Source organism: Bacteroides sp. LFL-34, assembly GCF_027257075.1.
Classification (GTDB): Bacteria; Bacteroidota; Bacteroidia; order Bacteroidales; family Bacteroidaceae; genus Bacteroides; species Bacteroides ovatus.
Map to the genome: position 1 here is coordinate 30,903 of NZ_JAPQKZ010000019.1, position 18,898 is coordinate 49,800.

The 18,898-nt window shown below is 43.5% G+C and carries 17 protein-coding genes; 6 read left to right on the plus strand and 11 right to left on the minus strand.

Annotated features, from left to right (window positions below; all coding sequences use genetic code 11):
- From N5O98_RS12895 to N5O98_RS12945, 11 genes are all read right to left on the minus strand, one after another.
- Window positions 1-282: a phosphopantetheine-binding protein gene (locus tag N5O98_RS12895; protein WP_004297289.1), complete on the minus strand. Its 282-nt coding sequence runs from the start codon at window positions 280-282 to the stop codon at window positions 1-3.
- On the minus strand, window positions 275-2,047 hold the full coding sequence (locus tag N5O98_RS12900) for a beta-ketoacyl-[acyl-carrier-protein] synthase family protein (RefSeq protein WP_004311041.1): 1,773 nt from the start codon (window positions 2,045-2,047) through the stop codon (window positions 275-277). The genes N5O98_RS12895 and N5O98_RS12900 overlap by 8 nt, the downstream gene beginning before the upstream one ends.
- Complete coding sequence (locus N5O98_RS12905) at window positions 2,032-2,475, minus strand: acyl-CoA thioesterase (RefSeq protein WP_004324733.1); 444 nt, start codon at window positions 2,473-2,475, stop codon at window positions 2,032-2,034. The genes N5O98_RS12900 and N5O98_RS12905 overlap by 16 nt, the downstream gene beginning before the upstream one ends.
- Window positions 2,472-2,909 (minus strand): hypothetical protein, encoded by a 438-nt coding sequence (locus N5O98_RS12910; RefSeq protein ID WP_004305453.1) that lies wholly within the window; start codon window positions 2,907-2,909, stop codon window positions 2,472-2,474. Before N5O98_RS12910 ends, N5O98_RS12905 begins: the two co-directional genes overlap by 4 nt.
- Complete coding sequence (locus tag N5O98_RS12915) at window positions 2,906-3,976, minus strand: class I SAM-dependent methyltransferase (RefSeq protein WP_004311039.1); 1,071 nt, start codon at window positions 3,974-3,976, stop codon at window positions 2,906-2,908. Before N5O98_RS12915 ends, N5O98_RS12910 begins: the two co-directional genes overlap by 4 nt.
- A gap of 18 nt (window positions 3,977-3,994) precedes the next feature.
- Window positions 3,995-4,912, minus strand: a complete 918-nt coding sequence (locus N5O98_RS12920; protein ID WP_004305451.1) for an LpxL/LpxP family acyltransferase — start codon at window positions 4,910-4,912, stop codon at window positions 3,995-3,997.
- 2 nt (window positions 4,913-4,914) lie between these two features.
- Window positions 4,915-5,166, minus strand: a complete 252-nt coding sequence (locus N5O98_RS12925) for an acyl carrier protein (RefSeq protein WP_004305450.1) — start codon at window positions 5,164-5,166, stop codon at window positions 4,915-4,917.
- 21 nt (window positions 5,167-5,187) lie between these two features.
- Window positions 5,188-6,411: a beta-ketoacyl-[acyl-carrier-protein] synthase family protein gene (locus N5O98_RS12930; protein ID WP_004311038.1), complete on the minus strand. Its 1,224-nt coding sequence runs from the start codon at window positions 6,409-6,411 to the stop codon at window positions 5,188-5,190.
- A 26-nt stretch (window positions 6,412-6,437) separates the two neighbouring features.
- On the minus strand, window positions 6,438-7,166 hold the full coding sequence (fabG, locus tag N5O98_RS12935) for a 3-oxoacyl-ACP reductase FabG (RefSeq protein WP_004297297.1): 729 nt from the start codon (window positions 7,164-7,166) through the stop codon (window positions 6,438-6,440).
- Between the two features lies 1 nt (window position 7,167).
- On the minus strand, window positions 7,168-8,691 hold the full coding sequence (locus N5O98_RS12940) for an HAL/PAL/TAL family ammonia-lyase (protein WP_004305448.1): 1,524 nt from the start codon (window positions 8,689-8,691) through the stop codon (window positions 7,168-7,170).
- A 207-nt stretch (window positions 8,692-8,898) separates the two neighbouring features.
- Window positions 8,899-9,330, minus strand: a complete 432-nt coding sequence (locus N5O98_RS12945; protein WP_004297299.1) for an acyl-CoA thioesterase — start codon at window positions 9,328-9,330, stop codon at window positions 8,899-8,901.
- 489 nt (window positions 9,331-9,819) lie between these two features.
- On the opposite strand from N5O98_RS12945, the gene N5O98_RS12950 reads away from it, so the two are divergent.
- The 6 genes from N5O98_RS12950 to rpe all read left to right on the plus strand — a co-directional run bounded on the left by N5O98_RS12950 (window position 9,820) and on the right by rpe (window position 18,894).
- A complete protein-coding gene (locus N5O98_RS12950; protein WP_022200050.1) occupies window positions 9,820-12,846 on the plus strand; it encodes a SusC/RagA family TonB-linked outer membrane protein in 3,027 nt (1,008 codons plus the stop codon).
- A 24-nt stretch (window positions 12,847-12,870) separates the two neighbouring features.
- A complete protein-coding gene (locus tag N5O98_RS12955) occupies window positions 12,871-14,493 on the plus strand; it encodes a RagB/SusD family nutrient uptake outer membrane protein (RefSeq protein ID WP_004305446.1) in 1,623 nt (540 codons plus the stop codon).
- A 251-nt stretch (window positions 14,494-14,744) separates the two neighbouring features.
- Complete coding sequence (locus N5O98_RS12960) at window positions 14,745-15,308, plus strand: L-threonylcarbamoyladenylate synthase (protein ID WP_004297304.1); 564 nt, start codon at window positions 14,745-14,747, stop codon at window positions 15,306-15,308.
- On the plus strand, window positions 15,309-17,102 hold the full coding sequence (locus tag N5O98_RS12965; protein WP_004297305.1) for a chloride channel protein: 1,794 nt from the start codon (window positions 15,309-15,311) through the stop codon (window positions 17,100-17,102).
- Window positions 17,103-17,173: 71 nt separating this feature from the next.
- Window positions 17,174-18,145: a methionyl-tRNA formyltransferase gene (gene fmt / locus N5O98_RS12970; protein ID WP_008776731.1), complete on the plus strand. Its 972-nt coding sequence runs from the start codon at window positions 17,174-17,176 to the stop codon at window positions 18,143-18,145.
- A gap of 98 nt (window positions 18,146-18,243) precedes the next feature.
- Window positions 18,244-18,894 carry a ribulose-phosphate 3-epimerase gene (gene rpe / locus N5O98_RS12975; protein WP_004311036.1) on the plus strand — a complete coding sequence of 217 codons (651 nt, stop codon included), beginning with the start codon at window positions 18,244-18,246 and terminating at the stop codon, window positions 18,892-18,894.
- The last annotated feature ends 4 nt before the right edge of the window (window positions 18,895-18,898 follow it).

Sequence of the window (18,898 nt, forward strand, 5' to 3'; positions counted from 1 at the left end):
TTAAGCTTTGCGATTAGCAATGATGTAGTCTGCCAGTGTACGTACCGAGTAGAAGATTTGTTTTCCTTCACTGGGGTTCTCTATCTTTATACCGTATTCGCGTTCCAGAATCAGGATGATTTCGAGTGCGTCAATGGAGTCAAGGCCAAGACCTTCGTCGCCAAACAGAGGGGCTTCATTGTCAATATCTTCCGGAGTGATTTCTTCAAGGTTCAACTCTTCGATTAGTTTCCCTTTCACTTCGTCCATCAGTTCTCTTTTGGTTTGATCTAAATTATCCATAAATCGTTGATATATTATTAAGTTGTTTAAATTCTGCTTGATAATGTCCGTCCAGTAGTTCGCACCAGCCTATGATACAGGTGCGTAACTTACCTTTTGCCATCACAATCCTTGCATAATCCTCTAATGAGGCAGCATCGGATTGCCGACGGACAAAGAATGTATTCTCTCCCTGAATCTTGTGCCGGATACAGATTTCTCCCAATACTACATTGGGGAGAGTGTAGACAAACACGGCAGGACTGGCTGCTTTGTCCCCTTCTTTACTGATGATTGCCTGATGTTTGCAGTCCGTATCCAGAGAGGAAGAAGCATTGGCAAGAATGATTCCAATCTCTTCCGGACGGTGGTGTGTATTTTTCAGTAAATATTCGGCAGCTACATATCCCAGCTTACAGAGGTTGTCCATCTTATAGAACTTCATATTGTTTTCTCCCAGATGCTTGTATGCTTCCCGGATGAACGGTGCAAAGTCAGTTTCCGAAGAGCTGAATACAGTTGTTCCTTTACTTTCTACTGCTCCTGGCCTGATTGTGACCATGTTGCCCGATTCCACCACTGCTTTGCAAACTGACGGAGCACTCGCTTTGTCGGTTGCCTGCAAGTTTACTTTCTGTTTCAGGTGAGCATCGGGGAGGGATAATACCAGTGCGGCATTACAGCCTCCGAAACCGGAAGCGGTTTTGATGCAGCATTTCATCGGCATCGGCTGATGAGTGGTATAGACAGTGATAGGCATGGGAACACCGAGTGTTTCATACCCTAAAGTTCCGTAGTATCTTCCTTCTTTTAGTTGCTCTATGCAAAGTATGGTTTCGATAATGCCCGAAGCTCCTAATGTATGACCGAAATAGGGCTTGAGGCTATTCACCGGAACTGCAGCTAATCCCGCCAGATGTATGGCTTTGGATTCCATTTCATCATTGTAAACCGTAGCTGTTCCGTGTGCATTGATAAAGCTAATGTCTTCGGGGAGTGCTCCGGCTTCTTCCATTGCCTGATTAATGGCTAGAGCTAAACCGTCCCCTGTTCGGGAAGGACCGGATATATGGTTGGCGTCATTGCTGATTGCTCCTCCGGAGAGAATAATATGATTCGCGTTTCCTTGAGTTTCTAAAAGAACAGCTCCACAGGCTTCGCCCAGACTTAATCCATCCCGTTGTATATCGTATGGTCGGCAAAGGTGTGCGCTGACAGATCGAAACGATAGAAAGCCGCTGGTAATGAAATGAGAAAGAATATCCCCACCTGCCACAATCACTCGTTTGTAACGTCCTGATTCTATCCATCTCTTAGCGACGATTAGTGCCGAGACTCCTGATATACAGGCATTGGAGATGACCTCTACCTGATTTGTCGCTCCAAAGAAATCTCCGATTCGTTCCGCCATTTTCCAAAGAAAAACCGGACTGTCAGCAGGTAATTCACTCAATAAATCTATATTTCCTTTAGTGGTAGATAATAACAAGGTACAATCCGGCTCCCGCAAGTCGGCTCCCGATTGAGAAATAACCTCTTGGATAGCCAGTATGAATAATTGCTCCATTCGGGTATAATCCGTAATCTGCATCAGCTTCGCCCGTTTTTCCAATTCCACAGAATCAATCATTCCCGCCAATAGGGGATGATCGGAAATTAGGCCGGCTTCTTGCATACGGATTCCGCTTCGGTAGTTATGGATGGCCTCCAGGTTTTCCGGGATGCCGAAACCTAACGAACTAATCAGCGTATGGGCTGTGATGTATATATTTAAAGGATATTCCATTTCTTTTTCCATTCCAGATAAAACGGAGGATTCATAAGCTCCAATTCTTTATTCAGGTTCAGGAACACTTGTATGGTGCTTCCGGTGGCTACTATACTCTGGTCGGTAGCCCGGTAGATAATGTATTCAAATTTTATCTTGGCTGCTTCACAGGCAATATAGCGCGTTTCGACAATCGCTTCTTCACCAAAAGATAGTGATTGTTTGAACTGACAGGTTAAATCCACGATAGGAACCATGTATCCCTCCCGGTAAATACTCATATAATCCAAACCATACTGTTTGCCAAAAGCTTCTCTTCCATCTTCAAAATAGCGCACATACTCACCATGCCATACAATCTGCATGGAGTCTATTTCGCTGAACCGCACTCTGAAGGTAGTCCGGTTAGTCAAAGCTGCAACCTGTTGATTCGTTTTCCGTTTCATTCTTTTTTTATAAATATTTTCATCCTGCATTCAGCTATCAGCTTGTCTTCCACTTTCACTTGTGCAGAAATCAATGTAATGTCGAATACCTCCTGTACAACGGTAATCTCCGTAAATAGTTTCATCCCGTTCTTTGGCAAATCGTAGATTTTAAGTTTGTCTACCGAGCCGATAAACCCTAACGGTACTTTTTCACCCTGCCGGGTATAAAGAAATCCGATACGTGCCGCTGCTGATTGAGCGATGTGTTCAATAATTCCTGCCTCTTGCAGTTTTCCGGTTTCGTAGAAAATATTATCAGCAGTAACAGTCAGTCCGGAATAAGAATGATTCTTTTCGATACCAAAGAAACTGTCCACCATCACGATGGGCGGACGCTGTGGAATCAAATTGAGTATTCCTTCTCCTTGTATGATAACTTCCCTGTTGTTCATTTCAATCTGCATTGTACAATGCTGTGTCCCATTCCTAAATGGTCATCTATCTTTTCAACTTCCAATCCCGCTGCTTTGATGCACCGTTCCATATCATCCGAATGATACATTTTGCTGTTACCATTTGCCATGGCTGTGAAATAAAGACTGATTTGTGTCAGGCAATAAGCGGCTGTGTCAAACTTTTGCCGGTTCCAGAAAGTTTCCATGATATAGAGGCGACTCTCCCCACTCATAGAACGGGCTGCACGGGTCAGTATGCTGGTTACTTCTTCTTCCGAGAAACAATCAAGGAACTGGCTCATCCAGATAGCATCGAACCCTGTCGGGAAAGGTACTTCGGGATCGAGCAGATTGGCGCCATACCCGTGAATACGCATTGCTCCGGGTAGGTCTTTAGTTTGTTGACGCATCATCTCCAATTGTTGCGGAAGGTCCATAATAGTTACTTCCACTGCATCGTCATAGCTTACGCATTTGGTCGCCCATCGACCGGTATTACCTCCCACATCCAGTAAAGTCTTGGGATGACGGGCGAAAACAATTGCCAAAGCTTCGTCAAACGAGCAATCCGAGTAATAATGATCGAAACCGAACCAGCTCTTTTGTACCTGTGAGGGCAAGCTTGACAGCCCTTCATAGATAGTGCTCCATTCGCCGAATACTTTCAGCCCTCCGGGACGTCCGTTGGTGAGAGCCTCTTCGAGATGGAACATTCCCAGATAGTTGACATCGTGGTTGAAATCCATATTGACACGTACCATCCTGTCGTTGAGCAGGAACCATCCGGCTTTGGCAAGGCGGTAAAGGTTTTCGTGCCGCAATACGGTACCGATCGTTAATGAGGCTTCCAGCAAAACTTGTGTTGCATAAGAAGACAGGCCACAAGCCTTGCTGATTTCTTCTTGTGTCATGCCTGCACGTTCGTCGGCTAGTAACTGGAAAATACCGAATTTGAGCATAAGGCGTGATACCTGAAACACGATGGGCCCGAAAGCTATTTCTTGTGCCAAGCGTTGTGCCTCTACCGCGGTCAACGGTTCCTTATCATATTGATTCTGTTGCATCTTTATTTTGTTATATCTTTATTTCAATCCTTTGGAGGGCGAACCGTCACTCGTGGTTTTCCAGAATGAGTAATAGTTGAACCATTGTTCCGGATGGCGTTTCAGTATTTGGTCCAAAGCGGCCGTATATTGTTCGAGCAGAGCGATCTCTGCTTTCTTTTCTTTGGTTCGTATGACTGGTTCCGTCCTTATAAAATGAAAACGGTAGGTTCTGCCCGGCTCTCTCATGGCAAAGTAGAATACCACCGGAACTTTCATTCGCGAACCAAGCAAGAAAGGACCGGCAGGGAAAGGAGCTTTCTGTCCCAGGAGTGTTCCTGTCAGCAGTTTCTCTTTATTCAGATAACGGTCGCCCTGGAAGCATACATATTCTTTCTTGTTTAACGCCTCGGTAATACGGAAAACGTGTGTCAGGTTATCTTCGTTGACGGGGATAATCTTAAAATCCTTGTCCTGACCATTTTTCTCCAATATCTCTTTGATTCTACGATGTTCGGCATCATACATCACGATATTGATTTTCTTTCCGTAATCGTCGAAGAAAGGAACGCCTATTTCCCAGTTTCCCACATGGGCACCAATCATAATTACTCCCTGTTCGCTGTTCAGCAATTGCAGAAATTCCGGATACCGTTCGAACTCAAACCGGTATTGATCGACTTTTCCGTTACCAATAGCTACTTTGTCAATCAGGATTTGCCCTAACCGGTAATAGTTGCGCAGCAACATACCCAAAGAGCGTATTCGGTTGTATTTCAGAATGTGGCGGGCATAAAACCAGGTGCTTTTAGTGGCTTTCGGAGCAAACGGTACGAAGTACAATACTACCAGACTTAGAAATATATAAGCGGCAGTAATGCCCAGATACTTAATCAGGTAAATAAAGAATAAGTATCCGAATGTTCCTCCCCGGGTTTTGCCTTTCCACGTCGACATATTTACTTGGCTTCCTGCATACGGGTGATAACGAGATCGTAGAAGTCCTGGAAGGTTTTGATACCCGCAAAATCTTGTCCGGTTACGTTGAAGCCGAAGTTCTTTTCTACCAGTACCACCATATCGACCAAGTCCAGGCTGTCCAGTTCAAGAGTTTCCATTAACGGTGCATCCGGCTGGATGACGTCGATGTCTACTTCAAACTCTTCTGCCAGAGTGGTTCTTATTTTCTCGATGATTTCTTCGTTTGTCATATATCTGTTTTCTTTAGTAAATTATGGATTGATTTTGCGTATGATTAGCGTGGAATTGGTTCCTCCGAATCCGAATGAGTTGGAAAGGAACGTATCAAATTCCAGGTTTACCCGTTGGGTAGGTATATTTAATTGTGCAGAGGCCTCGTCCGGTTCCTCGAAATTGAGATTGGGAGCGATGAAACCGTTGTTCATCATGAGGGTGGAATAAATCACTTCACTGGCACCGGCCATCCACATTTCATGTCCTGTCATGGACTTTGTGGAGGTCACATATGGGTGATGCCCTTCAAATACTTCCGCAATGGCTTTCGCTTCGTTCAAGTCACCTACCGGAGTTGAGGTGGCGTGTGCATTGATATAGCTGATCTGTTCGAGTGCAATCCCTGCATCTTTGATGGCCATTTGAAGAGAACGTTTCGGGCCGTCCACATTAGGCACGGAGATGTGATCTCCATTGGATGAAAAACCGTAACCGATGACTTCGGCCAAAATGGGAGCTCCTCTTTTTACAGCCGATTCATAACTCTCTAATACCAGACTGGCGGCTCCTCCACTCGGAATCAGTCCGTCACGTCGTTTATCAAAAGGTTTCGAGGCTTTCTCGGGGGCTGCTTCCTGGGTGGAAAATGCGCTTAGTCCGTCGAAACTTCCTACTGCATAAGGATTGACTTCTTGTGCGCCACCGCAAAGAATACAATCCTGTAATCCCGATTTTATAAGCAGGTAACCCATACCAATAGCGTGAGAACCGCTTGCACAGGCTCCGGCAATGGTGAAGTTGACCCCTCTTAGTTTGAAAATAACTGACAGGTTCATTGTCACGGTGGAATTCATCGACTGGAAAATAGAACCGGAACCTACCAGTGCAGTGTTTTTCTTTTCACGAATGATGTCCACTGCATTAATAACAGGAGCGGCACTACTATCATTGCCATACAAAATACCCACTTCATTGGCTTCGAGAAAATCCTCATTAATACCGGCATTACGGAAAGCTTCTAATGTAGCGAGATAAGCATATTCTCCCTGCTCCGGTAGACAGAGACGTTTACGGCGGTCCAACAACTTCTTCAAGTCGGGACGTTCCAATATCCCCGTTAATGCAGAAAAGTAACCCAATTCTTTCCGTACCGGGTCTATGCCAATTCCCGATTTCCCATTATATAGTGAGTCTTTTACTTCATCCAGATTCTTGCCGATGCAAGAGTAAATCCCCATTCCCGTGATAACAACTCTTTTCATTATTTTGTCTATTCTATGCTTTTATTTTAAGTATATAGTCCTCCGTTGATGGAAATCACTTCTCCTGTGATGTAGGATGAGGCTGGAGATGCCAGGAAACCGACCAGGTCGGCAACCTCTTCCGGAGTGCCGAAACGTCCCGCGGGAATATGTTTCTTCCATTCGTTCTCATCAATTCCTTCCGTCATATCCGTACGGATGAATCCCGGAGCTACTGCATTGACTGTTACTTTCTTCTTGGCAACTTCCTGTGCCAGTGCTTTGGTAGCAGCTATTACGCCACCTTTGGCTGCGGAGTAATTGGCTTGGCCGGGCATTCCCTGAATGCCCGACAATGACACGATATTTACGATACGTCCATAACGTTTGACCAGCATATTCTTCAATAAAGGCTGTGTCACGTTGAAGAATCCGTTCAGGCTGATATCGAGCACTTTGCTCCATTCTTCTCCTGTCATCCAGAGCATCAGGTTGTCTTTGCGGATACCTGCATTGTTTATCAGTACCTCGATATATTCGTCAGGGTGTTGGGAAGCCCAGTTGCCCAAAGCAAGGGTGATAGCGGCAGGGTCGGTCACATCGAACTTCATCAACTCGCCATTACTTCCTTTTTCCTGTACTAACTGCAACGTTTTCTCCGCTTCTGCGTCATTATTCTGATAATTTATCAGTATAAAGTAGCCCATTTCCGCCAGTTTACAACTGACAGCACGGCCGATACCTCGGCTTCCTCCGGTTACTAATGCATATTTCATTTTATTTATCTTCTTTTTTGAGATAGTCTATCATCATTTCTATCTCTTTATATTTAGGTGTGTCATTGGTAAATACAGGGAAGAAACTGCGTATTTCTTCATAAACCTGCCTGCTTTTGGAACTTAGGCGATCCTGTATTTTCAGGTAGTCGATAGCTTGTGCCATTCCCATAAACTGGATAGCCATCACCTGATAAGAATTCTCAATGACTGTTTTTGCTAATAGAGCCGAGTTGGTTCCCATGCTGACAATATCCTGATTATCATTGTTGTTGGGGATACTGTGTACATACATCGGATTTGATAATGTCTGACATTCCGCTGTGGTGGAGGTTGCAGTGAATTGTGAAGCCTGTAAACCATAGTTCAATCCAAGCACTCCCAAATTTACAAACGGAGGCAGGATGCCATTGATACGGTCGTGGAACAGATAGTTAATCTGTCTTTCGCAAAGCATAGTCAGCTTGGTCACGGCAATTTTCAACTTGTCCATTTCGAAAGAAATGTAATCTCCGTGGAAGTTGCCGCCATGATAAATATTTTGTGTATCCGGATCGACAATCGGATTGTCACAGGCGGAATTTATTTCGTTTATTAATACTTCTTCCGCATTCTCCAGTTCATCGTAAATAGGACCGAGTATTTGCGGAACACATCGCAAGGAATAATAGGGCTGTACTTTGTGTTCGAAGATTTTCTCTTTATGCACCTGGTTGTATAGCTCGTTCTCTCTTTGAAGCACGCATTTACTGCCTGCCACCCATTCTCTCATCATAGCAGCTATCTCTTGTTGACCTTTATGATGCTTGGCCTCGTTTAATGACTGTGCCATAAAATCATCATAAGAGGCGGCAATCTCATTCATCATTACAGAGGCAGCCACCGACCAACGGAGTAGTTTTTTTGCATAAATCAGATTGACAATACCGATGCCTGTCATTACAGAAGTACCGTTTGTAACGGATAAACCTTCACGAATACGCATGGAAAAAGGTTTCAGGCCGTTTTCCTGAAGCACCGTAGCTGCGTTACACAATTTACCCTGATAAAAAACTTCCCCTTCCCCTATTAACGTCAGGGCGATATGGGCCAGTTGTACGAGATCGCCGCTGGCACCTACACTTCCGTGTTCGGGTATGAACGGATAAATTCCGCGGTTGATAAATTCACAGAGGAGAGAAACCAGTTCCAGATGCACTCCTGACTTCCCTTGTAGAAAAGTGTACAAACGGGCAATCATAGCTGCTTTTACATAAAGTTCGGGAAGCGGTTTGCCGGCACCGGTGGAATGGCTTCGGATGATATTATACTGAAGGTCGATCAATGACTGATCTTCTATTCTGTATTGTGCCATTGGGCCGAACCCCGTATTGATACCATAAATAATCTTATCGCTGGAAAAGGATTGCAGAAAATCGAAGCTTTCCTCTACTTTTCGAATACATTCTTCAGAGAGTTCCAGCTTCTCATTATCAAACAATACTTTATGAAGGGTATCTAAATTTATACTTTTGTCAGCTATCATTTTCTGTACTAGATATTTTATGCCTTAATAATAAGGTGCAAAAATAGGCAATTTCTGTTATATAGCGGACATGAATCAGGATAAAACTTTTTCTAAGGAATTGGTTTTGCTTGTTTTGTTTCTTATTCGTGGGAGATTTGTTCCCCGGTACCGCTCGATGCTTTCATTGGTGCCGGAGGGTGTCTTCATCGGTGGGGGGGAATCAATCTATGCTTTTTGCAAATCCCGTCCTTCATACTTGCAGATCGCTTCTATCCATTCCTTGGTTAGTGGCATGGACTCATGTCTTTCAAGATTGAAAGTAACCATGATGGACTTGCAAACACATTTCACCTCATTGGTTTTCGTGTCAATGACTTGTTGAACCAGATGAAAGCTTTTGGTACCTATCTTAGAGACGGCGGTTTGTACAGCGATGTGGTCCGATGCGAAAATTTGCTTAACGAAATTCGCTTCAATATGAACAACGACAATGCCAATCTTTTCCCAATCTACTCCCGGACATACCGAACCGAAGTATTCAGTCTTTCCCAAGTCGTAAAAGGAGAAGTAAACTGTGTTGTTGACGTGACCAAATTTGTCTACATCATTGAATCGCAATTGGATAGGTAATGTGTGATGAAATACGATTTCTTCCATTGTTTTCTCTTAAACGTTTTAAATTCGACACAAAAATAGCACTTTTGCTTTCTTGCTTGAAATTGGGGCAAAGATAGATATTTCTGATGATTCTGTTCTCGGAGACGGGGGAGAAATTAGTTAATAATCGTTTAAACTGGAGTTTTGGAACGTTTATTCTGACTTCTGATATGTGGAAACAATCAGAAGGATGGAAAGGAACTTTTAAATACGGATTATTCTTAACTTATTATCTTGTGGAATATGTCCACATTTCTGTGGAATTTTTGCACAGGATCGTGCTTGAAACTTAATCTGGTTATTAATGCTTTTTTTCTTTATTGCAAATTGTTTATGTATTTGAAAATTAGTGATATAATCTCTTTTGTTAAACTTGATAAGTCTCGTTGTATCAGTCTTTTGTTATGCTTTTGGCACATAAATTGCCCAATATTGATGGTAATCTATCCTAATAACTATTCTAATTTTAGAACAATAATGGAAGTAATAATGAAAAACAAATGGCTATTATGCATTCTTTTAATGCTGTTTCTGCCTTTCGGATTATTCGCGCAGGTTGCTCCTCCTCTTGAAAAACAGAAGACAGAAACACAGGAAGCCCCGGAAAATAACAATGAAGTTACGACAAACAGCGATACTAATACCGACGGGGATGCTGGAAAGACAATCAAAGGAGTGATTAACGACGAACAGGGAGAGACAATCATTGGTGCTTCCGTCATTATCAAAGGTGAAGACACCGGAACTACCAGTGATATGGATGGTAGGTTTACTCTCGAAGCTCCGGAAGGAGCGATTTTAGTGATCTCTTACATCGGCTATCATACGCAGGAAGTGAAAGTCAGAAAGAGATCTCTTCTTCGTGTTGTGTTGAAAGAAGACAATCAGTTATTGGATGAAGTGGTAGTGGTAGGATACGGAACCGTCAAAAAGAGTGACCTTACGGGTGCTGTGTCCGGTGTATCCAACAGACAATACAAAAATCAACCAGTACAACGGGTTGAAAATATACTCCAGGGTCGTACTCCCGGTGTAGAAGTCACTGCTACGAGTGGTATGCCCGGAGCAAGTATGAAGGTGCGCGTTCGTGGAACTACCTCTATTAATAAAAGCAGTGATCCTTTATATGTGATTGACGGTATCATCTCTTCCAGTGGCTTGGACGGTATTAACCCTTCTGATATCCAGTCGATGGAAATATTGAAAGACGCTTCCTCCACTGCCATTTACGGTTCCCGTGGTTCGAATGGCGTTATCCTGATAACCACCAAACAGGGTAGTGAGGGAAAAGCACAGGTAACATTCGATGCATCGATCGGGCTTTCGACTGTCAGAAAACAGTATGACCTGCTGAACGCCTATGAATATGCAACTGCACTGAATGATATTCGCGGATCGTCCACTATCTCTGCCGAAGACCTTGAGGCTTATAAAAATGGAACGAAAGGAATCAACTGGACTGATCTTCTGACTCGTACAGGTATCACTCAGGATTATCGGCTTGCCATATCCGGAGGAAATGAAAAAGTGAAATACCTTATTTCGGGAAATGTGCTTGATCAGGAAGCCATCACGATCATGTCCGATTATAAACGCTATGGAATTCGGGCAAACATCGACTCGGAAGTGAAACCCTGGTTGACAATCTCTGCAAAATTAAACGCATCCAGTCTTCACAAACACAATGAAGGTGGGGCGAACTGGTTGCATGTCACTAACTTTTCGCCTACCATGGAGCTGAAAGATCCCGAAACCGGCGTGTACAATACAGACCCGTATAATATGATCGGTTCCAGCCCTTACGGTGAAATGATAGTGAACAATAGCGATAGCTATAGCTATAATTTAAACGCCAACCTGACATTGCTGTTTAAGATCATGAAAGGACTGACGCTTTCCGTTCAGGGAGGTTATGACTACGATAATAGTCCTTCTTATTCTTTCCGGTCGAAACTGGATTCACCGGGTGCTATCAATAGCGCAAGCAATACCAACGCATTGCATAACTATTGGCAGAATACTAACAATCTGACCTGGCAAAAGCAATTCGGAGATCATAGCTTCACTGCCATGGGTGTATGGGAAATAAGTCGTTCGTGGGACTCACAACTAAAGGGAACCGGTTCCAATCTGAACAATGAAAGTGTTGGGTACTGGAATCTTGGCAATGCTGCTATCAGAGATGCGAGCAATTCATATACGGAATTTTCTTTGGCTTCCGGCATCGTGCGTGCTAATTACGATTATAAGAAACGATATTTTATTACTGCTGCATTAAGAGCTGACGGTTCTTCTAAATTTCAGGGAGACAACAAATGGGGATATTTCCCTTCCGCAGCTGTGGCTTGGGATATTGCACAAGAATCTTTCATGAGCAACCAGCACGTGCTCGATCAGCTGAAGCTGCGTGCCAGCTTTGGTGTCACCGGAAATCAGGATATTGCTGCTTACAGCACATTAGGTATGTTGTCGGGGGCATCTTACGGCTGGGGAACTTCCACTTCCTCTACGGGATATTGGGGATATCAGTTTGCTACACCCGGCATTACCTGGGAAAAAACTTACCAATATGATTTGGGATTGGATATGAGTATCGGAGGCTTTAATATTACAGTGGACTGGTTCAAGAAACAAACGAAAGATCTGCTTTTTCAGAAACAGGTGCCTAAATATAACGGAGGTGGTACTTATTGGGTGAATCAAGGAAAACTGAACAATACCGGAGTCGAATTATCCCTTACCACTTTCCCTGTAAAGGGGGCTGTGACATGGGAAACCAGTCTGAATGCTTCTTATGTGAAGAATGAAGTAGCAGACCTCGCAGGAGATGACTTTGTACTCACTGCTAACTATAGCGATTTGGGAGGTCCTCTGCAGATTATGAAGCCCGGTTATCCTATGGGATCTTTCTATGTTTATCAGTGGAAAGGATTCGATGATAAAGGCGCCAATCTTTATCAGAAAGCAGATGGTAGTCTGACAACGAATCCGACTTCCGATGATCTGGTCGTGAAAGGACAGGCAAGTCCCAAATGGACAGTAGGTTGGAATAACACTGTTACTTGGAAAAACTGGACGCTGAATGTCTTTTTCAATGCTGCCACAGGATATGACCGGCTGAATATCAGTCGTTTTATGGCGGCATCCATGACTGGAGTCTCTCGTTTTATTACCTTGCGCGATGCCTACTTCAAAGGCTGGGATCATGTTGCTAACAAAGCTGACGCCCTTTATCCGAGTCTCACTAACACCGATAACAAGAGTTATGCCAATTCAGATTTTTGGCTTGAAGATGCTTCTTTTATTAAGTTGAAGAATATCAGTCTCTCGTACCGCATTCCTCGCCGTGTATTAAAGTTTGCAAGTGTACAATTGTCTGTCAGCGCACAGGATCTCTTTACGATCACCCGCTATAAAGGAATGGATCCCGAAGTGTATACCAGTTATGACGGACTGGACTATGGCGCTTATCCGATTCCGCGGACGATTACTTTCGGTGCTAAAATCAGATTTTAAACCACCTATTAAGACAATAACCGTATGAAAATAACATATACCTTTATAATGAAAGTTTTGCCTGCTCTTCTGGCAGCTTTGTGTTGGACTTCGTGTAGTGATTTCCTGGAAGAAGATCCGAAAGGACAATTGCCTTCGGATACCTATTTCAGCAACAAGGAAGATTTGGATGCTTCACTGACGGCTCTCTATTCCGTGATAGCAAGTTCACAGGCTAGTAATAACCTTTGTGGTACGAACTTCTTGGTGGGAGACGATATTTCCACTCATCCTTCAAGTAATAAGCAGCCTCTCCGTGAGCATGATCAGTTTGATGTGAAAGACAATAACTCGTGGTTGTCCAGTATGTGGGAACAGCGTTTCAAAGTTATCAAGGCCGCTAATTTTATCATTAATAATGCGGAGCGTACGCCGGAGGTGTCGAAAGAGGATATTAAGGTGGCTATTGCACAGGCGCATTATTGGAGAGCCTACTCTTATTTTTATCTGGTGACGACTTGGGGACGAGTTCCCATTATGCTGAAAGAAGAAATAGATTATAATGCTCCCTTAAAGACAGAGGAAGAAGTGTACGAACTGATCCTGTCTGACCTGAAAATAGCCGAAACCGGTTGTCCCGCAATGTATACAAAAGAACCTTATGCCAGAAACGGAATGAATATTGCCGTAAGTGAAGGAGCTGTGAAAGCAACAATGGCTTATGTTTATATGTGTATGGCGGGGTGGCCGCTTAATAAAGGAGTTGAATATTATAAACTGGCTGCCGCTAAAGCCAAAGAAGTGATAGACGGTGCAGATAATGGCACTTATTATTATAAACTGCTACCGGAATATAGTCAGGTATATTCGTGGGAGTACAATAATAAGAATACGGAGCTGCTGTTAGGTATCTACTATAACAGGGATGCGATGGGGCAGGCCGCTCCTTTAACTGATTTCCTTCAGGATATGAAACAGGCCGGTTGGGGAGATACGAATGGGGAAATCAAATTTTGGAAGAACTTTCCTGAAGGCCCTCGTAAAGATGCTACGTATTTCCCTAAAATCATGTTTAGCGACGGGAAACTATATGATTGGTGGTATGATACCGATCCTGCTTCTCGTGAAGTAGTCGCCCCCGTCTTTATGAAAACTGCAGAAGGAGCGGTGCGTGGAACAGAATTTGATTATACAAATCCTACCGTAGTCAATGCGTCGGGTGAGAAAACATTCCAGTTGTTACGTCTTTCGCAAGTATATTGCTGGTATGCCGAAGCGACAGGGCGTGCGGGAGAGATCAATGATCAGGCGGTCAAAGTTCTAAACGAGGTACGCAACAGGGCAGATGGTGAAGATACTGATAAATATACGACGGATATGTCTCCTGATAAACTGGCGGAAGCGGCTTACGATGAACATGGCTGGGAAATGGCGGGATACTATTGGGGAGGAATCGCCAGCAGAGCCAGGGATATGTTTAGAATGTACCGTTATAAGGATCATTTTGAATCCCGTAAGCTAAATGAGCCTATTGAGGTGGCGCACGATGTTTTCAGGAAAGAAGCTGTAGCAGTCACAGGAACTTGGGATGACAGTAAGATGTATGTTCCTTATCCTTATGAAGACGTGATTTTAAATCCGAACCTGGATAACAGTTGGAAAAACTGACAGTATTTAGTATGACTTATTGAATGATCTGTTTTTTATAGAACGATGTAGATTCTCACAATGGATTACATCGTTCTTTCTTTTTGTATGGCTTGTGGTATCAACCTATATCATTGTTCGATAGTTAAACTCTTGTCTTGTGTGCGAATAGCTGATTTGAAAGGGGAATTTAAAAACGTCGGGCTAGATTTCACTAAATGGAATAAAAGTGTTATTTTTGCATCTTGTTCTTAACGGAAATTAATCAAGAAATGATAGAAGATATTAAAAAAGCCTGTCAGGTGATGAATGAAGGAGGAGTGATCCTTTATCCCACCGATACCGTATGGGGTATAGGCTGTGATGCGACTAATGAAGAGGCTGTACGCCGCGTGTATGAGATTAAGAAGCGCGCTGACAGCAAGGCTATGCTGGTCTTGGTAGACTCTCCGGTTAAAGTAGATTTTTATGTACAGGATGTGCCTGATGTTGCATGGGATTTGATTGAAGTTGCCGACAAGCCGTTGACGATTATTTATTCCGGAGCACGTAACTTAGCATCGAATTTGCTGGCCGAGGATGGTAGTGTAGGGATTCGGGTGACGAATGAAGATTTTTCCAGACGACTCTGTCAGCAGTTCCGTAAAGCAATCGTTTCTACTTCGGCTAATGTCAGCGGGCAGCCGGGTGCGGCTAATTTTAGCGAAATCAGTGATGAAATCAAATCGGCGGTAGATTATATCGTTGGCTTTCGCCAGGACGATATGAGCCGGCCGAGACCCTCAAGTATTATTAAGTTGGAAAAAGGTGGAGTGATAAAGATAATTCGCGAATAAATGAAGGGAGAAAAACTTAGTTTATTACAGCGTTGCATCAAATGGCGGGAAGCGAATATAAAGGAGAAGCAATTTATTCTGATATTAAGTTTCCTGGTCGGAATTTTCACAGCGTTTGCCGCATTAATATTGAAATTCTTTATCCATCAGATACAGAATTTCCTAACTGATAATTTTAATGCAACGGAAGCTAACTACCTGTATTTGGTATATCCGGTAGTCGGGATTTTTCTTGCAGGTTGGTTTGTTCGTAACATTGTTAAGGATGACATCAGTCATGGAGTCACCAAAATTCTATATGCTATTTCCCGTAGACAGGGACGTATCAAGCGACATAATATCTGGTCCTCTACCATTGCCAGTGCGATCACCATCGGGTTTGGTGGATCGGTTGGAGCAGAGGCGCCGATTGTACTGACAGGTTCGGCAATCGGTTCCAATTTAGGGAGTGTATTCAAGATGGAGCACCGCACGCTGATGTTGCTCGTCGGCTGTGGCGCGGCAGGTGCGATTGCCGGCATTTTTAAAGCTCCGATTGCGGGATTGGTATTTACATTGGAAGTCTTGATGATCGACTTGACCATGTCCTCTTTACTTCCCCTGCTGATTTCTGCCGTGACAGCGGCAACCGTTTCATATATAATCACCGGTACGGAGGCTATGTTTAAGTTTCATTTAGATCAGGCATTCGAACTGGAACGTATTCCTTTCGTTATTTTACTGGGAATTTTTTGCGGACTGATTTCATTGTACTTTACGCGTGCCATGAATTCGGTGGAAGGTGTCTTTGGTAAACTCAACAACCCTTATAAGAAACTGGCTTTCGGTGGTGTGATGTTGAGTATATTGATCTTCCTTTTCCCGCCTCTTTATGGTGAAGGATATGATACCATTAATCTTTTGCTGAATGGAACGTCTGCGGCAGAGTGGGATACGGTCATGAACAATTCTATGTTTTATGGTTATGGCAATTTGCTGCTGGTTTATCTGATGCTGATTATTCTGCTGAAGGTCTTTGCTTCCAGTGCAACGAATGGTGGCGGTGGTTGTGGTGGTATCTTTGCACCTTCGCTTTATCTGGGATGTATCGCCGGGTTTGTCTTTTCTCATTTTAGCAATGACTTTGCTTTCTCCGCTTATTTGCCGGAAAAGAATTTTGCATTGATGGGGATGGCGGGAGTGATGAGTGGCGTTATGCATGCTCCGTTGACAGGAGTGTTCCTGATCGCTGAATTGACAGGGGGATATGATTTATTTCTTCCGTTGATGATTGTATCTGTAAGTTCATATCTGACCATTATAGCTTTCGAACCTCATAGTATCTATTCGATGCGTTTAGCTAAGAAGGGACAGTTGCTTACACACCATAAGGATAAAGCTGTGTTGACGTTGATGAAGATGGAGAATGTGGTGGAGAAAGATTTCGTTGTCGTACATCCGGAAATGGATTTGGGCGAATTAGTGAAAGCAATTGCTGCTTCCCATCGAAATGTCTTCCCGGTGACAGATAAAAAAACAGGTGAATTGTTAGGTATTGTACTTCTTGACGACATTCGTAACATTATGTTCCGGCAAGAACTTTATCACCGTTTCACTGTTAATAAATTAATGACATCTGCCCCTGCCAAGATATTCGATACGGATGGAATGGAGCAGGTGATGCAGACGTTTGATGATACGAAAGCCTGGAATCTTCCGGTAGTGGATGAAGAAGGGCGATATCAGGGATTTGTTTCTAAATCGAAGATATTTAATTCATACCGGCAAGTTTTGGTACATTTCTCTGAAGACTAACCGACAATCGGCAAGATGCCGGAGCCGGGGTTATGCAGATAACAGGTTGCTATGCAGATTATAAGACGATTATGAAAAAAGAAGATTTAAGAATAGTATATATGGGGACTCCCGATTTTGCGGTAGAGGCCCTGCGTCAATTAGTAGAAGGCGGTTATAATGTAGTGGGTGTGATTACAATGCCCGATAAGCCTGCCGGACGCGGACATAAGATTCAGTATTCTCCTGTAAAGCAATATGCGCTTGAACAAAATTTACCGTTACTTCAACCGGAAAGGTTAAAAGATGAGGTTTTTGTAGAAGCATTGCGTGAATGGAAGGCGGACTTGCAGATTGTAGTTGCTTTTCGTATGTTGCCGGAAGTGGTATGGAATATGCCACGACTGGGTACGTTCAATCTTCATGCTTCTTTGCTTCCTCAATACCGTGGAGCTGCGCCCATTAATTGGGCGGTTATCAATGGTGATACGGAAACAGGAATTACTACTTTCTTTTTGAAACACGAGATAGACACCGGAGAAGTCATTCAGCAAGTACATGTACCTATTGCAGATACGGATAATGTGGAAGTGGTACATGATAAGTTGATGGTACTGGGAGGAAAACTGGTTCTTGAAACGGTAGACGCTATATTGAATGGAACGGTAAAACCGATTCCTCAAGAAGAAATGGCGGTTGTCGGTGAACTTCGTCCTGCTCCGAAGATCTTTAAAGAAACCTGTCGGATTGACTGGAATCAGCCGGTGAAGAAGATATATGATTTTATCCGTGGATTATCACCTTATCCTGCTGCCTGGAGTGAACTGATTACTTCTGAAGAAGGAGCAGCAGTGGTCGTGAAGATATTTGAAAGCGAGAAGATTTATGAATCACATCAATTAGCTACAGGAACAATTGTGACCGATGGAAAAAAATTCATGAAAGTAGCTGTACCGGATGGATTTGTATCTATTCTTTCTTTACAGCTTCCCGGTAAAAAACGTCTGAAAATAGATGAATTGCTTCGTGGATATCACCTGGAAGATGGTTGTCTGATGAAGTAATTAATCGGATGAGCAGAATAAAATGAGCAAGCCATTAGATTATAAATAGAATAAAACGTCCCGAATAAGAGACGGCTAGAACCTAAAATAAAAGAATTATGAAACCGATTATCGCTCCTTCCATTCTTTCTGCCGATTTTGGATATTTGGCAAAGGACATTGAAATGGTAAACCGCAGTGAAGCGGAGTGGGTACATATTGATATTATGGACGGAGTATTTGTTCCGAACATTTCATTTGGCTTTCCGGTACTGAAATATGTGGCGAAGTTAAGCCAGAAACCGCTGGATGTGCATTTGATGATTGTGAATCCGGAAAAGTTTATTCCGGAGGTAAAAGCGTTGGGCGCTCATACGATGAATGTACATTATGAAGCTTGCCCGCATCTGCATCGGGTGATTCAACAAATCAGAGAAGCTGGGATGCAGCCTGCTGTAACTATCAATCCAGCCACTCCTGTAGCTCTTTTACAAGATATTATCCGGGATGTATATATGGTGCTTATCATGAGCGTGAATCCGGGATTTGGCGGACAGAAGTTTATCGAACATTCAGTAGAAAAAGTTCGTGAGCTGCGTGCCCTGATTGAACGGACAGGTTCGAAAGCGCTCATTGAAGTAGACGGTGGGGTGAATCTGGAAACAGGTGCCCGCTTGGTTGAGGCGGGAGCCGATGCGCTGGTGGCTGGAAATGCTGTCTTTGCGGCACCCGATCCGGAAGCGATGATTAGTCAGTTGCACGAACTGTAACTCA

Excerpts from the sequence above, each read along its gene's own strand:
- N5O98_RS12895 (WP_004297289.1), bottom strand. The coding sequence starts at position 282 with ATGGATAATTTAGATCAAACCAAAAGAGAACTGATGGACGAAGTGAAA.
- N5O98_RS12900 (WP_004311041.1), bottom strand. The coding sequence starts at position 2,047 with ATGGAATATCCTTTAAATATATACATCACAGCCCATACGCTGATTAGT.
- N5O98_RS12905 (WP_004324733.1), bottom strand. The coding sequence starts at position 2,475 with ATGAAACGGAAAACGAATCAACAGGTTGCAGCTTTGACTAACCGGACT.
- N5O98_RS12910 (WP_004305453.1), bottom strand. The coding sequence starts at position 2,909 with ATGAACAACAGGGAAGTTATCATACAAGGAGAAGGAATACTCAATTTG.
- N5O98_RS12915 (WP_004311039.1), bottom strand. The coding sequence starts at position 3,976 with ATGCAACAGAATCAATATGATAAGGAACCGTTGACCGCGGTAGAGGCA.
- N5O98_RS12920 (WP_004305451.1), bottom strand. The coding sequence starts at position 4,912 with ATGTCGACGTGGAAAGGCAAAACCCGGGGAGGAACATTCGGATACTTA.
- N5O98_RS12925 (WP_004305450.1), bottom strand. The coding sequence starts at position 5,166 with ATGACAAACGAAGAAATCATCGAGAAAATAAGAACCACTCTGGCAGAA.
- N5O98_RS12930 (WP_004311038.1), bottom strand. The coding sequence starts at position 6,411 with ATGAAAAGAGTTGTTATCACGGGAATGGGGATTTACTCTTGCATCGGC.
- fabG (WP_004297297.1), bottom strand. The coding sequence starts at position 7,166 with ATGAAATATGCATTAGTAACCGGAGGAAGCCGAGGTATCGGCCGTGCT.
- N5O98_RS12940 (WP_004305448.1), bottom strand. The coding sequence starts at position 8,691 with ATGATAGCTGACAAAAGTATAAATTTAGATACCCTTCATAAAGTATTG.
- N5O98_RS12945 (WP_004297299.1), bottom strand. The coding sequence starts at position 9,330 with ATGGAAGAAATCGTATTTCATCACACATTACCTATCCAATTGCGATTC.
- N5O98_RS12950 (WP_022200050.1), top strand. The coding sequence starts at position 9,820 with ATGAAAAACAAATGGCTATTATGCATTCTTTTAATGCTGTTTCTGCCT.
- N5O98_RS12955 (WP_004305446.1), top strand. The coding sequence starts at position 12,871 with ATGAAAATAACATATACCTTTATAATGAAAGTTTTGCCTGCTCTTCTG.
- N5O98_RS12960 (WP_004297304.1), top strand. The coding sequence starts at position 14,745 with ATGATAGAAGATATTAAAAAAGCCTGTCAGGTGATGAATGAAGGAGGA.
- N5O98_RS12965 (WP_004297305.1), top strand. The coding sequence starts at position 15,309 with ATGAAGGGAGAAAAACTTAGTTTATTACAGCGTTGCATCAAATGGCGG.
- fmt (WP_008776731.1), top strand. The coding sequence starts at position 17,174 with ATGAAAAAAGAAGATTTAAGAATAGTATATATGGGGACTCCCGATTTT.
- rpe (WP_004311036.1), top strand. The coding sequence starts at position 18,244 with ATGAAACCGATTATCGCTCCTTCCATTCTTTCTGCCGATTTTGGATAT.